At 45.6% G+C, this 15,208-nt stretch carries 19 protein-coding genes; 4 read left to right on the forward strand and 15 right to left on the reverse strand.

Annotated features, from left to right (window positions below):
• The first annotated feature begins 699 nt into the window (after positions 1-699).
• Positions 700-1,161, forward strand: a complete 462-nt coding sequence (locus ACFOEE_RS20030; protein WP_377129011.1) for an RNA recognition motif domain-containing protein — start codon at positions 700-702, stop codon at positions 1,159-1,161.
• A gap of 2 nt (positions 1,162-1,163) precedes the next feature.
• Here the strand turns inward: ACFOEE_RS20030 and murI are convergent, their stop codons facing one another.
• Together murI and ACFOEE_RS20040 are read right to left on the reverse strand one after the other, a co-directional pair.
• On the reverse strand, positions 1,164-1,937 hold the full coding sequence (gene murI / locus ACFOEE_RS20035; protein ID WP_377128777.1) for a glutamate racemase: 774 nt from the start codon (positions 1,935-1,937) through the stop codon (positions 1,164-1,166).
• Positions 1,938-2,051: 114 nt separating this feature from the next.
• Positions 2,052-3,158: a DUF5610 domain-containing protein gene (locus tag ACFOEE_RS20040; RefSeq protein ID WP_377128780.1), complete on the reverse strand. Its 1,107-nt coding sequence runs from the start codon at positions 3,156-3,158 to the stop codon at positions 2,052-2,054.
• Between the two features lie 164 nt (positions 3,159-3,322).
• On the opposite strand from ACFOEE_RS20040, the gene trmA reads away from it, so the two are divergent.
• Complete coding sequence (gene trmA, locus ACFOEE_RS20045) at positions 3,323-4,420, forward strand: tRNA (uridine(54)-C5)-methyltransferase TrmA (RefSeq protein WP_377128783.1); 1,098 nt, start codon at positions 3,323-3,325, stop codon at positions 4,418-4,420.
• Positions 4,421-4,460: 40 nt separating this feature from the next.
• Here trmA and ACFOEE_RS20050 read toward each other — a convergent pair whose 3' ends face one another.
• From ACFOEE_RS20050 to ccoG, 4 genes are all read right to left on the reverse strand, one after another.
• Positions 4,461-5,093, reverse strand: a complete 633-nt coding sequence (locus tag ACFOEE_RS20050) for a thiol:disulfide interchange protein DsbA/DsbL (RefSeq protein WP_377128786.1) — start codon at positions 5,091-5,093, stop codon at positions 4,461-4,463.
• Between the two features lie 11 nt (positions 5,094-5,104).
• Positions 5,105-5,728, reverse strand: a complete 624-nt coding sequence (locus ACFOEE_RS20055; RefSeq protein WP_377128789.1) for a thiol:disulfide interchange protein DsbA/DsbL — start codon at positions 5,726-5,728, stop codon at positions 5,105-5,107.
• 12 nt (positions 5,729-5,740) lie between these two features.
• Positions 5,741-6,718 carry a serine/threonine protein kinase gene (locus tag ACFOEE_RS20060; RefSeq protein ID WP_377128792.1) on the reverse strand — a complete coding sequence of 326 codons (978 nt, stop codon included), beginning with the start codon at positions 6,716-6,718 and terminating at the stop codon, positions 5,741-5,743.
• Between the two features lie 78 nt (positions 6,719-6,796).
• Positions 6,797-8,224, reverse strand: a complete 1,428-nt coding sequence (ccoG, locus tag ACFOEE_RS20065; protein ID WP_377128795.1) for a cytochrome c oxidase accessory protein CcoG — start codon at positions 8,222-8,224, stop codon at positions 6,797-6,799.
• 248 nt (positions 8,225-8,472) lie between these two features.
• On the opposite strand from ccoG, the gene ACFOEE_RS20070 reads away from it, so the two are divergent.
• Positions 8,473-8,829 carry a hypothetical protein gene (locus ACFOEE_RS20070; protein ID WP_377128798.1) on the forward strand — a complete coding sequence of 119 codons (357 nt, stop codon included), beginning with the start codon at positions 8,473-8,475 and terminating at the stop codon, positions 8,827-8,829.
• Between the two features lie 15 nt (positions 8,830-8,844).
• A complete protein-coding gene (locus ACFOEE_RS20075; protein WP_377128801.1) occupies positions 8,845-9,051 on the forward strand; it encodes a hypothetical protein in 207 nt (68 codons plus the stop codon).
• Positions 9,052-9,075: 24 nt separating this feature from the next.
• On the opposite strand, the gene ACFOEE_RS20080 is transcribed toward ACFOEE_RS20075, so the two are convergent.
• Genes ACFOEE_RS20080 through gspG form a run of 9 tightly spaced genes read right to left on the reverse strand, consistent with a single transcriptional unit; the run spans position 9,076 to position 15,174 of the window.
• Positions 9,076-9,645, reverse strand: coding sequence for a UPF0149 family protein (locus ACFOEE_RS20080; protein ID WP_377128804.1), 570 nt, complete (start codon positions 9,643-9,645; stop codon positions 9,076-9,078).
• Positions 9,646-9,650: 5 nt separating this feature from the next.
• On the reverse strand, positions 9,651-10,409 hold the full coding sequence (locus tag ACFOEE_RS20085; protein ID WP_377128807.1) for a type II secretion system protein N: 759 nt from the start codon (positions 10,407-10,409) through the stop codon (positions 9,651-9,653).
• Between the two features lie 2 nt (positions 10,410-10,411).
• Complete coding sequence (gene gspM, locus ACFOEE_RS20090; RefSeq protein WP_377128809.1) at positions 10,412-10,885, reverse strand: type II secretion system protein GspM; 474 nt, start codon at positions 10,883-10,885, stop codon at positions 10,412-10,414.
• Positions 10,885-12,090: a type II secretion system protein GspL gene (gspL, locus tag ACFOEE_RS20095; RefSeq protein ID WP_377128812.1), complete on the reverse strand. Its 1,206-nt coding sequence runs from the start codon at positions 12,088-12,090 to the stop codon at positions 10,885-10,887. The genes gspM and gspL overlap by 1 nt, the downstream gene beginning before the upstream one ends.
• Positions 12,087-13,076: a type II secretion system minor pseudopilin GspK gene (gene gspK / locus ACFOEE_RS20100; protein WP_377128814.1), complete on the reverse strand. Its 990-nt coding sequence runs from the start codon at positions 13,074-13,076 to the stop codon at positions 12,087-12,089. Before gspK ends, gspL begins: the two co-directional genes overlap by 4 nt.
• Positions 13,066-13,764, reverse strand: coding sequence for a type II secretion system minor pseudopilin GspJ (gene gspJ / locus ACFOEE_RS20105; RefSeq protein ID WP_377128817.1), 699 nt, complete (start codon positions 13,762-13,764; stop codon positions 13,066-13,068). Before gspJ ends, gspK begins: the two co-directional genes overlap by 11 nt.
• Positions 13,761-14,141: a type II secretion system minor pseudopilin GspI gene (gene gspI, locus ACFOEE_RS20110; RefSeq protein ID WP_377128820.1), complete on the reverse strand. Its 381-nt coding sequence runs from the start codon at positions 14,139-14,141 to the stop codon at positions 13,761-13,763. Before gspI ends, gspJ begins: the two co-directional genes overlap by 4 nt.
• On the reverse strand, positions 14,131-14,736 hold the full coding sequence (gene gspH / locus ACFOEE_RS20115; RefSeq protein WP_377128823.1) for a type II secretion system minor pseudopilin GspH: 606 nt from the start codon (positions 14,734-14,736) through the stop codon (positions 14,131-14,133). The genes gspI and gspH overlap by 11 nt, the downstream gene beginning before the upstream one ends.
• A 15-nt stretch (positions 14,737-14,751) precedes the next feature.
• Positions 14,752-15,174 (reverse strand): type II secretion system major pseudopilin GspG, encoded by a 423-nt coding sequence (gene gspG, locus ACFOEE_RS20120; protein WP_377128826.1) that lies wholly within the window; start codon positions 15,172-15,174, stop codon positions 14,752-14,754.
• Positions 15,175-15,208: the final 34 nt, after the last annotated feature.

Here is a 15,208-nt window from a genome sequence, read left to right on the forward strand (position 1 = left end):
GCATGTGTTAGGCCTGCCGCCAGCGTTCAATCTGAGCCATGATCAAACTCTTCAATTAAAAGTTTTTTGAATCCGAGGATTCAGCTCAATGAATTCTGATTTTTGATTTCGCTTCATTACTAAAGGAAATCGAATTGACTGTTATAGTCACTCACTTTCCATTAAGGAAAAAACACATTGAGACTCTAAATTTTTTTGCTTCACCACAAAGTGGCTTAGCTGTTAGAACTCAATCTGTACGAGTGCCCACACAGATGATTGCTTTAAATTGTTAAAGAACGTTACGAACTTTCAAAGTTCGCCGCGATTCGTTTCGCGGTAGGGATGCGCATCTTACGCCATCCAATTTTATTGTCAACACTTAGTTTTGAAATTCTTTTTTGATTTTCAACCCTGAGTTTTACTCGACTCAACTTTAACTTCATACTTTGCTTTGCAGCGCCGTTGTCCGTCTCAGTGGGGCCGCATTATAGGGAGTAGAAAAAAAGGATCAACTCTTTTTTTGCTGTTTTTATTCGTTCGCGCATTATTTACACAAAAGCTTGTAAAGGGGCTGAAAATACGGTCTATTCAGCTACAATTTTATACAGATCTTAACAGATCTATGCTTTTTATTATTGCGAAGAATATTTAACTCGCTAAGATAGCAATTTCGTTTGTTAAATTAATGTGTATCCATTGTTTACTTGGTAGATCATGATGAAATTTCCAGATCAAAGATCATTTATTGTCAGTGTGTTGTTAGGGTTGATCGCCTTTTTTATCGCACACACCATGTCAGATACCTTACAGCCTCAAATTGCACTTGTTGCGGCAATTTGCGCATTATCAGGTGGTATCATCACTTCACTTTTTTCAACAGCCACGCCAGAACAAGCTCCATCAACAGATATAAAAACTAAAACTATCTATGTTGGTAACTTGCCTTATCGTGCGAATGAAGTCGTCGTGAGACATTTGTTTGAAGAACAAGGCACCGTTGTGAATGTCAGATTGTTAAAGGATAAGAATACCGGAAAAAGACGCGGTTTTGGTTTTGTTGAAATGGCTGAAGCCGATGCAGAAAAAGCCATAGCAGCGCTAAATGACCGGGAGTTTCAACAACGGACTTTGAAAGTTCGTGAGGCCAAACAAAAGCAGGATGAGTTAGAAGACGAATAAAATCAAACAGGTAGTGTGATAAAGTTAACCTTCATTGCACTACCTACTACTTCTTTAGTGGCATAAAAGTTTAAACTACCCGCCTCTCTTTGCATCTGCTCAGCGAACCTAGCCGACAATAAGTGGCTGACTCGTCGGGCAATCGCCGCCCCCGAATCCAACATCACACATTGTGCGCTGAGGTTAGAGCTAATCTGCTTCGCAATAATTGGAAAATGCGTACAACCCAATACAACCACATCGACTGTTTTAGCAATGTCTATTTTTGCTAACTCTTCAGTCACAGCTTCGCTAACGTCCTGCTGCAGCCAATAAAAACGTTCGGCTATAGAGACTAATTCAGTAGAATGGTGCAGGTCGACTTGGCAATCTGCGGCAAAATCACGGATAAGGTTTTTCGTGTAGCTATTGCTAATCGTGGCCGGAGTGGCAAGCAAAGCAATATGACGTTGTTGTGATAACTGTGCAGCAGGCTTGATAGCCGGCACCACCCCAACGACCGGAATTTGAGTTAATTCACGAAGTGCAGCTAAGGCTTGAGTTGAGGCGGTATTACAAGCTATGACTATCATATCGATAGTCTGTCCCCAAGGCATATCGGCAGCCAATAATCCTGTAAGACGCCTAATAATTGTTGCTTGGCTTTGCAAACCGTAAGGCAGCAGAGCATTGTCCATCACATAACTATAATGCGCATTGGGTACTGCTTGTTGGATATGTGAAAGTACTGACGTGCCACCAATACCCGAGTCAAATACCAATATATGAGGCAACAAAGCAAAATCCCCGATAGCGCATAAAAGTCGCCGCAGTGTGCCACGCCTAAGCGTAAAAATAAACCCAGCATACGCTGGGCTTCATGTATTAGTTCGGTATATAACCTAAGCTTGTCACGACTCTTTCTTACTTAAAGTATTGAAATAAGCCTGAGCATAGTCCAAAAACTCTTTCAAACGCGCTTGCCCTTGATTCATCCATTCCATGATATCAGGCAGCTGTTTCTCAATCCCCAGTGCTTTACCTTGGCCATAGATGTCTTTCAATCCTTCATTGAGCGGCTGTACGGCTTTAGCCGCCTGCTGAGCAGGGTTTGTTTCTTGATATTGGCTGATAGCAGCCGAACGTTTAGTTTGCTTCAAATCCATCGAGAATTGTGCAATTTGCTCATTGTCTAAGCTTAACTTTTTGGCTTCATCAAAGGCTTTATCAAAATCGCCACGGAAGAATGCATTGCTGATATCACGAATGTCTTTCATCATGCCATTAATGGCTTCTTGCTCAGCATCGTTAAGCTCTCCATTAACACTGATTGAGAACTGCACTTCGTGACTCTGCTTGGCGGTGGCGGCAAAGCTGGTGTTGTTGCCAGATTTTTGCGCCGCAAACCCTTGTTCAGCCTGATACGCATCGTTGAAGGAAATGACAATTTCATCGCCTTCTGCGGTAGTAAAGGCAAACTCAGCTTGATTCTGCAAACTGGCATACTGCGCGGCACCAAACATCACGCCTTGAGGCTGCTTCGGACCGAACAGCTCTTGCTCAAAGTCATCAAGACCTTTATTGATGCCTTCGTGTGACTTCGCGATACCGTCTTTAATGTCATCATCCAGCAAGCCGGAATCTTCCAGCAATTTGCTGGCTTCACCGACTCCAGCCTCAACCCCTTTACGAGCTTTGCCTAGCATCTCTTGCAGTTCATCATCACTTTTGCCGTTGACCTTCGCCATATTGACGGCGCCTTTAACAAAATCAAGGACGTTTTTGACCACCGCCTCAAAGTCAAACAGCGGTTTGTCTTTTTCAGCCTTATCTGTTTTCTTCTCGATACCCAGCGCTTCATTGAGTTTGTCCTGCAGCATTTTTGCAGATGCTTTAAACTTGTCACCAACGTAGCTATCGCCCAACGCAGTATGTGCTTTAAGGCCTGGCTTGCGAGTAAGCGGAAACTTATCCAAGTTTGGCTGGAAAATCCCCGTCTGTTGACCCACTTTCATCATTCTACTCCGTTAAATACCCAACTCTGTTATCGGCTATCTAAGTTCAAACTTAACACCTTTGTGCAAAAAAACAGCGATTTTTTTGTACTAAACTGGACAAATGCCATTCGCTCCCTAAAATAGCGCGACTCTTTTAAGGCATTTAGTATAGAAAAGGTGGTTCCATGGCGGTACTTCAGATTGATCCAGCACACTACGAAACGCAGTTAGCGGAAAAGGCAGCACGGATCTCAGCTCAATTTGCGCGCTTTAACCCCCCTGCACTTGAGGTTTACGACTCTCCCGCCAGCCATTATCGTCAACGTGCCGAATTTCGCGTATGGCATGACGGTGAAGCGCTGTACCACATCATGTTTGACCAAGAAACCAAAGAAAAAATCCGCGTTGATCAGTTCCCTGCCGCCGCACCACTTATCAACGAAATGATGCAGGTAATGGTAGAGAAGCTCAAAGGCAACGAAGTGCTGCGCCGCAAACTGTTCCAGATAGATTACTTGTCGACCTTAAGTGGCGAGATTCTAGTCAGTTTGCTGTACCACAAACCGCTTGATGAAGCTTGGATGCAGGCCATGCAGACGCTACGCGCAGAACTACAAACACAATATAAAGTTGACTTTATTGGTCGTGCACGCAAACAAAAAGAAGTGCTCGGTCGCGACTATGTCACTGAGCGACTCACAGTAAATGGTAAAGAATACGTATACCAACAAGTCGAAAATAGCTTTACCCAGCCCAATGCCAAAGTAAACGAAAAGATGTTGGCGTGGGCGCAGTCTATTGCCGCAAACTTACAAAATGACCTTTTGGAACTTTACTGCGGCAATGGAAACTTCTCTATCGCACTTGCTGGACATTTTAATAAAGTACTGGCCACTGAAATTGCCAAGTCGTCAGTTCAGTCCGCACAGCTTAACATTGCCGCCAACGGGGTAACCAATTTAGATATCATCCGGATGTCGAGCGAAGAGTTCACGCAAGCGATGAAAGGTGAAAAGCAATTTTCACGATTGAATGGTATCGACCTAAAAACTTATAACTGCCAAACCATTTTGGTTGACCCACCTCGTGCGGGTATGGACGAGCTGACATGTCGCCTCGTAGCTGAATATGACAATGTGATTTATATCTCGTGTAACCCAGATACGCTGGAACGTGATTTAGAACTGCTATCGCAAACTCATCAAGTAAGCCGAATCGCCATTTTTGATCAGTTCCCTTACACCCATCATGTTGAGTCTGGGGTCTTTCTAACCCGCCGTTAAAAAAGCAAAAACCCGGTTTGAAACCGGGTTTTTTATCTGCTTATTGCTTTTTCGCAAGATAGTTTATCAAGGCAGCAATGTCTTCTGGTTCACGAATTTTGGCTTCGTGTAAACGCAGCTTATACTTGCCATTGACGATAAACGTCGGTACGCCAGTTAGGGCACGCTTTTCCTGCAGGTTTTTCTGGTCGCGAGCCATTTTAGCCGCTGCTGTGCGCACCGAGAAGCTGCTGTAAACCTTATCAAAAGTTTGCTCATCAACGCCTTGCGCGATGAAAATATCTTTCATATCGGCTTCTTCATTAATCTTTGCGCGCTTGCCATGAATATGATTAAAGATAGCACTGATCAGTTTGTCTTTTTCAGGCAGGGCATCAGCGGCAGCGAGTGCTTGAGGTAGCATAGTTTGCACTTTAGGATCACGCGGTCCAACAAAATCAACGTGGCTCTTCTTAAACGCGACGTCTGAGTCTAAATGTGGTTTTACATTGGCAATAATCGGCTCAAACGCATTACATGCTGGACAGTAAAAAGAGAAGTACTCGGTCACTTCAGGTTTTTTGGTGGCGCGTTCAGCAACCACTTCGTAGTGCTCACCCTCAACATACTCGGTGGCGTGCGCCATGAGCGGCAATAGTAGCCCTAAAAAAGCTACTTTAAGCAAGTTCGACATAGTTTAATTCCTTATTTTTTTAATAAATATTGTACTAGCTCATGAAGCTCATCTTGGCTTTTCAGTTCTGAAATATTGAGCTTATATTTATCATTAACGATAAAGGTTGGGACGCCCGTCAATGCACCCGCATCAGAAAACTTCTGCTGCGCATCAGCCATGGCCTTTTCCGCCGTCAGCACTGGCATACTGACCAATGCAGCATCAAACTCAAGTTCCGAAATGCCTTGCGCAGCCATAAACTTTCTCAGCTCAGCCATAGAGTCTAAGCGCTCGCGTTGCACATGGATTGTATTAAAAAGTCGCTCAGCGATTTGATGCGCTTTGCCATTTTGCTTGCCGATGATGTACGCATAACTTAGGTTGGTTTGAACTTGCGGTGAAATACCACCGAGAAAGTTCACATGGCTTTTCACAAAGCTGGTGCCTTTTGGCAGGCTATTTTCCAATGCAATGGCAACGGGTTCAAAACGAAAACAGTGGGGGCAATAAAATGAAAAGAACTCGGTTACCTGATTTTGTGCACTTCTTTCAGTATTCAAGGTGGTGTAATGTTTACCATCTTCAAAATCGGCAGCCCATACCGCTGCAGGTAGACATAACAGCAGCAATGCATATTTCAACTTATTCAACATATAACTCTCTCATTATCCAAATGCCAGACTAAGTGGCGGCGCCTGCAATGCAAGCAATTGTTCTTGTAAATAGCCCAGTTGCTGTTCCCAGTATTTGTCTGTTGCAAACCAGGAAAAGTTCCCCACAAAAGCAGGATCCTGATGGCGCTCAGCAAGCCACGCCATGTAATGTATCATGCGCATCGCGCGGAGCGGCTCTATCAAAGCCAGCTCTTTGAGATCAAATGCACGATACAACTCATAACCACTTAATAGCGCATCCAACTGAACCTGCCGTGACTGAGTATCACCGCTTAACATCATCCACAAGTCCTGAATCGCCGGACCTTGGCGACAATCATCGAAATCAACCAGACACAACCCATCAGTGGTTGCCAAAATATTGCCAGCATGACAGTCACCATGCAAACGGATTTGTGCTTTTGGCTGATATAAAGAACCGCATATCTCTGTGATTTCTTTCACAATCTGGAAAAATTGCTGCTGATATGGCGCCTTGACTAAACCACTTTGCTGTAAAATCTGAGTCGGTTGTTGCAAATGAGTGGATAAATTTAGCGCCGGTCGGTGAGTAAAAGCGGACTGTGCTCCTTGGCTATGTAAACGCCCAAGCACTTGCCCCAACAACTCGAGATTATCTAAGTTATCAACTTCAAAACTACGCCCGCCGACACTTGGAAACAGCGCAAAGCCAAACCCCATATGCTGATGTAAGGTCTTGCCGTTGATAGATAAAGGCGCCACCACGGCAATGTCCGCTGCTGCCAACTGCGCCATGAAAGTATGTTCTTCTAATATCTGCGCTTCGCTCCAACGCGCAGGGCGATAAAATTTGACTACATAGCGCTGATTGTCATCAGCCCGAAACTGGAATACCCGATTTTCGTAACTATTGAGTGGCAACAAACCACTTTCAGGATAAATACCCGTGCTTTCAATTGCATCTAAGATGCACTCAGGTGTTAAGTGGGCAAAACAGAAGTCACTCATTACTTTTGTTACCTTGTTTAAAGTTACAACAAAAAAGCGGGAAAACCCGCTTTTTGTATTGTTTGTTAAAACACCAGATCAGCGTGTTTTAAAGAAATTAGTCTGCTGTGATATCGCTAAATCAGGCTGTTCAATTGGCGCTATCGTAAATTCAAACTCAGTCACTGGCTTGTTCAGCGTATAGGGGTCTATCACTATCGACAATGGTACATCATGGGATTGCCCTGCATCTACTGTCACTTGCGTTTTACCCAAGAGTTGGAAATCACTTAAGCCATTTACCTTAATATCATAAGTCATGGTTTGTTGTGATTTATTGATCACTTTTAAGGTATAAGTATTTTCGACTAAGCCGTCAAAATTGACTCGATACAACTGATTACGGTCACGGATAATATCCAATTCCATTGGCTTACGCATGGCAATATTGACCACCAAAGCCACACTTAAGGTGACAAGAATAAGCACATAACCCACCAGTTTTGCTCTGACTGCCTTGGTTTTCTCGGTGTGCGATTCAAGGTTACGCTCTGTAGTGTAAGAGATAAGTCCGCGCGGATAATTCATTTTATCCATCACCCCATCACAGGCATCAATACAAGCACCGCAGTTAATGCACTCGTACTGCAGGCCGTTTCTTATGTCTATTCCAGTTGGGCACACTTGCACACACAAATTACAATCAATACAGTCGCCTAAACCTAGCTCTTTGGGGTCTTGCTTACGACCACGCGGGCCACGATTTTCACCACGCGCAGTGTCATAGCTAACCGTAAAAGTATCTTTATCGAACATGGCTGATTGGAAACGTGAGTACGGACAAATGTGTAAACACATAATTTCCCGCATCCAACCCGCATTGCCGTAAGTGCACAATGCGAACACTGCGACGCTTAAGCTCGCGTAGCCACTGGCAGAAAAAGTAATTAAATCGGGAATTAACTGGCGAATAGGCGTGAAATAACCAACAAAAGTAATCGCAGTGTAGGTTGAAAACGCCAGCCAACTGAAATGTTTGGCCGACTTGCGCATAAACTTATCAGCGTCCATTGGCCGCTCATCGAGCTTTTTGCGCTGATTAGCGGTACCTTCGAGCTTTTCTTCGAACCAAATAAAAATAAACGTCCACACCGTTTGTGGGCACGTATAACCGCACCATACACGACCATAAAAAGTCGTGACCACAAATAAAGCAAATGCCGCAATCATAAAAATAAAGGCAAGAATGGTGAGATCTTGCGGCAATAAGGTCAAACCAAAAATATTGAACTGCTGCGCCATTAAATCAAATAGCACCGCTTGCTTACCTTGGAAATTCACCCAAGGTAATACCATAAACGCCAACATCCCAACAAACCCAATTCGCTTGCGTAACTGTTGATGAAGCCCGGTAATAGCACGCACGTAAATACGATTTCTCGGATTAAAACGGTCAGGATGGAGATCGCTTGGCTTTTGGATCTTCACCTCGGTGGGGATATTTTTGACTTTGATTTGATTGTCCATCGAAGCTCCTTAATCGCATCGCTCGGATCAATAGGTCACTTGCTACATGCCGACGCTCGGCAATGACCTTTGTTTTGCATGGATATTATAAGCAATGCTCGATGGGTTTTGACAGCTTAAGCGTAAATTTAGCGATAACTTAGCACTTGACGCTGCAATCCCCTGAATAAGGAACTTGCTTTTATTTTCTGCATTTTATTACACTGGGCAGAATAATAAGCTCGTTGAGATCAAACACAGGTGCAAAAATGAAGAAGTTTCTATTTTTGGTAGTGGTCGTGTTGGCATTTTTTACCATTGACCATCCACTCATCAAAGAACAGCGTGACAAGCTGCTCGGTGAAGGTATGGAAAAATTAGGTGAAACCAGCCAACTGCAACGAGCGCTTGCAGCGAAAGTCGCGCGCGGAGAAATTGAACGCGCGATGAGTTTGAGCGAATCGGAACATAATTATATTCAAGACGCTTTGCTCACTGACACTAAACTACAGGAATTCCATGTGCGCTATTGTGTCCGTAACGAATTGAATCTGTATTTTTATGAAGAGCGCTTAGCGGCTATCTGCGAAATCGTCACGCGCAATTTGAATGACGCGAATAAGTAACCCTGAGTACTCGAGATGCTAGATTTAAAGCAGTTCAATCAACGACGTGCCGCGTCATTCAATCAGCAGCGAGCGCTGCTGAAAAGTCTCAGTAGTGGCAAAACCTGTTGCTGCGAACACTGCAAGGCACCGCTGCAATTAGATTTACACAGTACGACAAAACAAGGTCGGGTTTATTGTAAAAAAGGCTGCACCGATATCCTCTTGGAACTCGGTGCGTAACTCAGTGGTGCGTATCTCTCGGCTCTAGTCAAATAAGACTTGAGCCGCAGCCTCAATCAACATCACATAATGCGGCGCAAACTCGGCCGCTAAGTCAATTTGCTGCTGTAAAAAGGCAGTTTCAGCGATACCTTGCTGCTCACAATAGGCGGTGATCTGTGCCGACTGCAACGCAAAGAAGCCCAATTGCTCGGTGCTTTGCTGCAAAGCTTGCTGCAATTCAAGTGACTGACCTTGCGCTGTTAGCAAAGTGTCAAGGTATCGCGCTACACCAGCTAAAAATCCAAGGCTCCAATCATGCAGCTGCGGCCAACTAGCCACATCCTGCCAAGGCAGCTGATAACCTGACTCGGCAAACACTTGTTCACTAATATGATGGTGGAATGCCATAAACGCAAACACTTGCTCTTCATCCAGTGGCGAGGGCGCTAATTGCAGCGCATCTAACCACTCTTGCGCCTCTCTGGCTTGCGGGGCGCAAATGTCAGCAAACAGCCAACCTTCGATAAAGGCAAGCGAGCGTTGCTGCGGGTCGCTCTTCATTAACTGTGCCAGCAGCTGGCGTGCTGAGTCGGTAAATTCAAACTGATACATAAGATTTAAAGCTTAATAGGGTAAAAACCATCGGCGTCGGCACGGCCTAAAAACTTCACCGCGTCATGCACTTCCTTCGGTAGGCTGGCGTCCGGTTTGATTTTGCCAGCAACTTTAAACTGCAAATTTGCACTTAGCACCGCATCAGCTTGCAAGCCTAACCGGTTTTCTGCCAGTACATTTACGGCGATATCGCCAGATTTACAGCCTAAGCTTCCCGCCAGTTCGCCGATGCTGAACCAGCTATTGACTCCTTGGACTTCAATTTCTGGGCTATGGATCTCACCTTGGAGCGCCTGACAATAAGGCATACCCGATTGATACTGTTGGATCTCTAATATTACTCGGCCCTTGGCTTGGACTGGTAAAGGCAGTGTCACATGCGCCATCGCTTGTTCGACACTGGTTCTTAGCGTTGCATCGTGCAAAGCTATAGTTTGGTTAAACAAACCAAAAGTCACCGCGCCATGGCCAGAAATCTCTTCTTTGACGCGAGCATTGCCAAGCTGCACTTGCGCTTGTAAGTTGCCCCTCAGCAATGCCCAAGGGGAAATTTCCCAGCGGACATTTTTTAATGGCATTTGTTGCACCCGAATTTCTGTCACCTGACCATTCCAGATACTACCGGTGATTTGACCGAACTGCAGCTGGTTTGACAACTTACTGGCAAACGCATGGAAAGCCACATTCGCTGGTAAATGCCACACAGTAAAGAGCACAAAACAGCCGACAAACAGCAGTGTAAGGCTGAGCGTTTTTTTCACAACTAATTCTCCAACACTAAACGACTAACCCGCACATATCCAGGTTGGCTATCTTGAGCAAGATCTAAGCTTTCAATCTTTACGCCATGGCGGCTTACCAGCTCATCAATCCAGCTCACAAGGCGATTAAACTCGACACTATCAATGGTCAAACGCAGCGCATTATCGCTTGGCTGCATTTTGGCAATATTGATGTTATATCGACCACGAGTAGAGTTGACTACTTGGCTCAAAGACTGATTGCTTTGCGCTTGTTTTGGCGTACTGGCTTTGAGTTTGACCACACTCTCTTGCACCCAAGCCAACAATTCTGTTTGTTGTTGTAGTTCCTTTTGTGCGTTTTTGATGCCATCTTGCAAAGGTTTAACAACCCCCATATACAGCACAAAAATGACAAACACCCCGCCCGCTACCAACAACAAACGTTGTTCTTGATCTTTTAGACCGCGCCAGTAGGCTAATACTTTATCCTTCATTACGCCCCCTTGATCTTCAATTCGCCAACCACGATATCGCCATCGTTGCTCAACGAGCCCTGTTCAACCGACAAGCCACGTTGTTCGAGTAGTGCTTTAACCTGACCAAAGGTTTGGAAATCTTTACCGCGGGCGCGTACTCGTAACTCATTACGGCGACTATCAAAACGGATTGTTTCTGGTGAGAATTGCTTCACTTCGTTGAATACGGACACAAACTGCTCTGTTAACTTCAGGAAACTCGTGGATGGGCCGCCTTGTAACTGAGCTAACTCATTGCGAAGTTGCGAACGCAGTAAATGTGGCCGTACCACTTTGCCTGGAAATGCCTCCTGATAGGCAGCCACAGATTGCTCACGTAGTTTGTCCACTTCACTACTTAAGCTGAACAGCTGAGCTGACTTCACGCCAACAAAAGCCACCAAAGCAATGCCCGCAGCTATCATGCCGCTACGCCAATCGCTACGCCACTGCGGTTTTTTCTTGCGTGCCGCAAAGCGCCCTTGGCGTAAGTTAAAGCTGAGTGCCGACAGTTGCTTGGCAAAAATTGCGAGCGGTAAATCATATTGTTCTGGATGCGCTTGGCATTCAACCGTCCCCGCAAGCTCTGCAGGCAGCGGGCTTAAATGATGTAATTGCTGAGGTTTCAAGGCTTGTATAAAGCCACCAAACCAAGTTGTTTCAACGACTGCCACTTGCCACTCAGCCATACGGCACAACCATTGTTCACCCAATTGCAGCAAACTACAGTGACCCGCTTCGGCTTGTGCGGGTAACAAAAGCGCATCAGGTAATGCCCGATTGATCTCAATATGCTCAGCTGCAAACGCATCCAACCATTCGGCCAACCAACTCTCGTCACAGAGCGCCACGCGAACCCCGTGTCGTTCTTCAATCATTACCGGCTCTGCCACCGCCACAAACACGCTGTCAATGTCCGTCGCTAGCTGCTCTTCAAGCATATAGGGCAAGGCTTGTTCTAGTTTTCTACCCCATTTGGTTGGCAACGTAACGGTTTTCAGCTGTACTTGGTCGCTAGGCAGCAGTAGCACTACCTCGCGCTGCTGAGCCTTTTCTGCAAGTAATGCAAAGTCACAGTGAGTAAGCTCACCACTGGCAATGATCTCTTGTGTGGCTGACCAAATCAGCCAGTGCACCGGGTCGGCTTTACTAAAGCCTACGCGGATCAGTAATTTTTCTGTCACTGCACGCCTCCAAATTTCCGTGCCAAAACGGTCACTTGACCATCCTTTACCGCCAAAGTCGACGTCATTGTAAAGCGGCGCTCATTAAAAAAGGCCACTGCGACTAACTGGAAGTAATTGCTGTTTACCGTAAATACTTTATCCAAGGTTTGTACGTCTTTCGCCCCTTGCTTTTTTAATTCTTCGATGAAATCACTCACCTTTTCAAAACCTTTTTCTGGCCGGGCCGCCAACGCAGCTTCCGCTCCAGCTTGGCTCACCCCGGGCGCAAGCGCAGTGATGAGCATAGCTTGCTCGGGCTGCAGGGTATTGACGTTCAATATCAATTCCGTGTTACCAGGGATCACACACACATAAGGGAGGAGTTTTTCCATCACTAACGGGTTAAAACCTTTCACAACACGCAGCTCCGACACTGCGGCAAATAAGTTGTTGGCGGTCATATACGGCGTACGATTTGCCATATAATCGTCTTCTTCAGCGCCAGAACGATAGGTAATATTGTCTTCATCCAGCCAATCGTACACGCTATCGGCTAGCGCCTCTTCCGACTCTTCGTTATTCAACTCTTCAATGTTCTGCAGTAAATGCAGCAGCGCACGATGAGCTGGATTTTGGCCTTCACTGCTTTTGTTATCTTGTGCGGCCGGTGGTTGGGCAAGCGCGTTCAAATTCAAACACGCGCGCAAGTCAGTCAGTTTGACTTTTAAATAACCACCATCAACTGGATAAGGTTCGTTTTCGGTAGCCCACACCTGAGATAAATTGACTTGCTCTTTATCTTGCTTTTTGACTTCAACCAAGACTTTTTTGGCTAATTCCTCAGTGGCGTAGGCGTACCACTTTGACTGCTGATGCTGTTGAATATTAGTGGTTTTTTGCACTTGCACCATTAAGTTTACCGCCATATCGGCGGCAATAGTGGCGGCCAACGCGACGATAAACAACACAATTACTAACGCGGCGCCACGCTGCTTAATTGCCATTGCGCTCTCCGTTATTTTGCTCATCATTGTTCGGCTCAGATTGGCGCTGTTCATCACTGCGCTCTTCGCCGGTTTGCGTTTCACGTTCACGGCCAAGCCCAGGCACAGCGAAAATACGTTTGATCTGCGCACGGTCCTTTTGTTTTAAGGTCACCGCAACGGCACGCGGCAGGCCGTTAATTTTCCATTCTTCCTGCCATTTTTTGCTGTCGTCCATAAACTCAAATTTGAGTTCTTCAACATCGCTCAACAACACTTGTACTTTGGGCTCTGCGTCATCCAGCATCTCAACATAAATGCGATAAAGGCGTTCCAACTTGTCGTCTTTAACACGATAAGCCACCGCTTGGAGTTCTGAGCGCGGTAACAAATGAATTGGGTTAGTCCAACCATCGCGCACAAAACCAAGTCCATCGTACTGGCTCTCAAACGCATAACGGCCATGGTTAAGGTAACTTGGTGCTTCATCGCCAGACTGATTGCGCACTTTACGCTCAGTCATTTGACTTAAATCTTGGTCGATAAAACGAAAGGTGGTTTGCAGTGCTTGTAACTCAGCAAGCGTTTCGTCGGACGCCTCCTTGGCACTCAGGGTAGATTCTAAAATTTGATGGGTTGCCATCACGACCACAGCCAAAATCCCTAGCGCGACCATAACTTCTAATAGAGTAAAACCGCGCGCTTTCATCGCCCAGCCTCTTTGAACATAAAGGTGGTCAAATCGTACTCAAGGTATTGCTGCGCTTCGTCACGATAAACGTTAACAGTGACTTTTACAAAATCCGCCGCTTGGGTGGTAGTCACCACTTGCTGCCAGTACCAAGTTTGACCGGCCAGTTCTTCTTCACCTTTTTCGCCATTCTTGCCATCCCACTGCTCGCCTTCGGCACGCATAGTGGCAAGGCGGTTTTCCGCTACCCAAGAGGCATAGGTTTGTGATTCGATGGTTGAGATATGCACGATGTGGTCACCTGTGGCTTGCATTGCTGCAATGCCAGCTAAGGCACAAATACTCAGCGCCACCATAACTTCCAATAAGGTAAAACCAGACGCTCTATTGCGCATCTTCTGGCTCCTTACGTTGCTTAACTGGTGCCATGTATTCGCCTTCAATAAAGAATACTGGCTCAAGATAATCAACATCTTCCAGCTGTAACTGGAATGCACTTATCTCCCCCGAGGATAAAATCAACACCTGCGGTATTTTACGTTTGTTGAGCTCAAGCAGGCTATCTTCATCACCACCGCTTAATAATTCACGCCAGTTGGCTTGCTCAAGCAAATTGTCTTGCGCCCAGTTTAACCCGTCAACAGTGAGTGTCAGCTTATACTGCTCACCCAGTTTGATTGGCTTGTATAAATCCTCGGCCTCAAATGCCGCCCACTTTTCACCATCAAACACCAAAAACTCTAAGGTTTGTTTATCGAGGTGAAAGCCCAGCTCCACTTGATTCATCACCGCAAATTCAGACGCCATATTAATCGTGGTTTGCAATCTGAGCGTTTGCTTTTCCAGCTCTTCTTCATGGTTATCAGAAAGACTGTACACCACTAACTGAGTGGCAAACGCAATGATGGTCAACACCACTAAGATTTCAATTAAACTGAAACCTAAGTGGCGTGATAGAGGTGGTTTGGATAAACCTTGGGCAAACTGCAAAATGGTGGGCTCGGATTATTTCTTGTCTTGATCCCAGTTACCGATGTCGTCTTCGGTACCTGCTTCGCTGTCTGGCCCCATAGAGAAAATATCAATTTTACCCATTTCACCTGGGCTAACTAATTGATATGGATTGCCCCATGGATCTTCTGGCAGCTTAGAAATAAATCCGCCGTCAGGAAAACGCGTTGGCACGGGTTCCACTGACGTTTTGTTCACTAGCGCTTCCAAACCTTGCTCCGTGGTTGGATAGGTCTTGTTCTTTAGCTTGTACATATTCATCGCATCTTCAAGCTGACGAATATCTAAGCGCGCTTTATCCATTGCTGCTTCTTCTTGTTGGCCCATGATATTTGGCGCTACGATTGACATGATCATACCGATGATAACCAATACCACCATAACTTCGAGTAATGAGAATCCTGATTGTCTGTTCACTTTAACTTACCTCTTAAAATGCAAAATATTCCTT

This window comes from Pseudoalteromonas fenneropenaei (genome assembly GCF_042643375.1).
GTDB lineage: Bacteria > Pseudomonadota > Gammaproteobacteria > Enterobacterales > Alteromonadaceae > Pseudoalteromonas > Pseudoalteromonas fenneropenaei.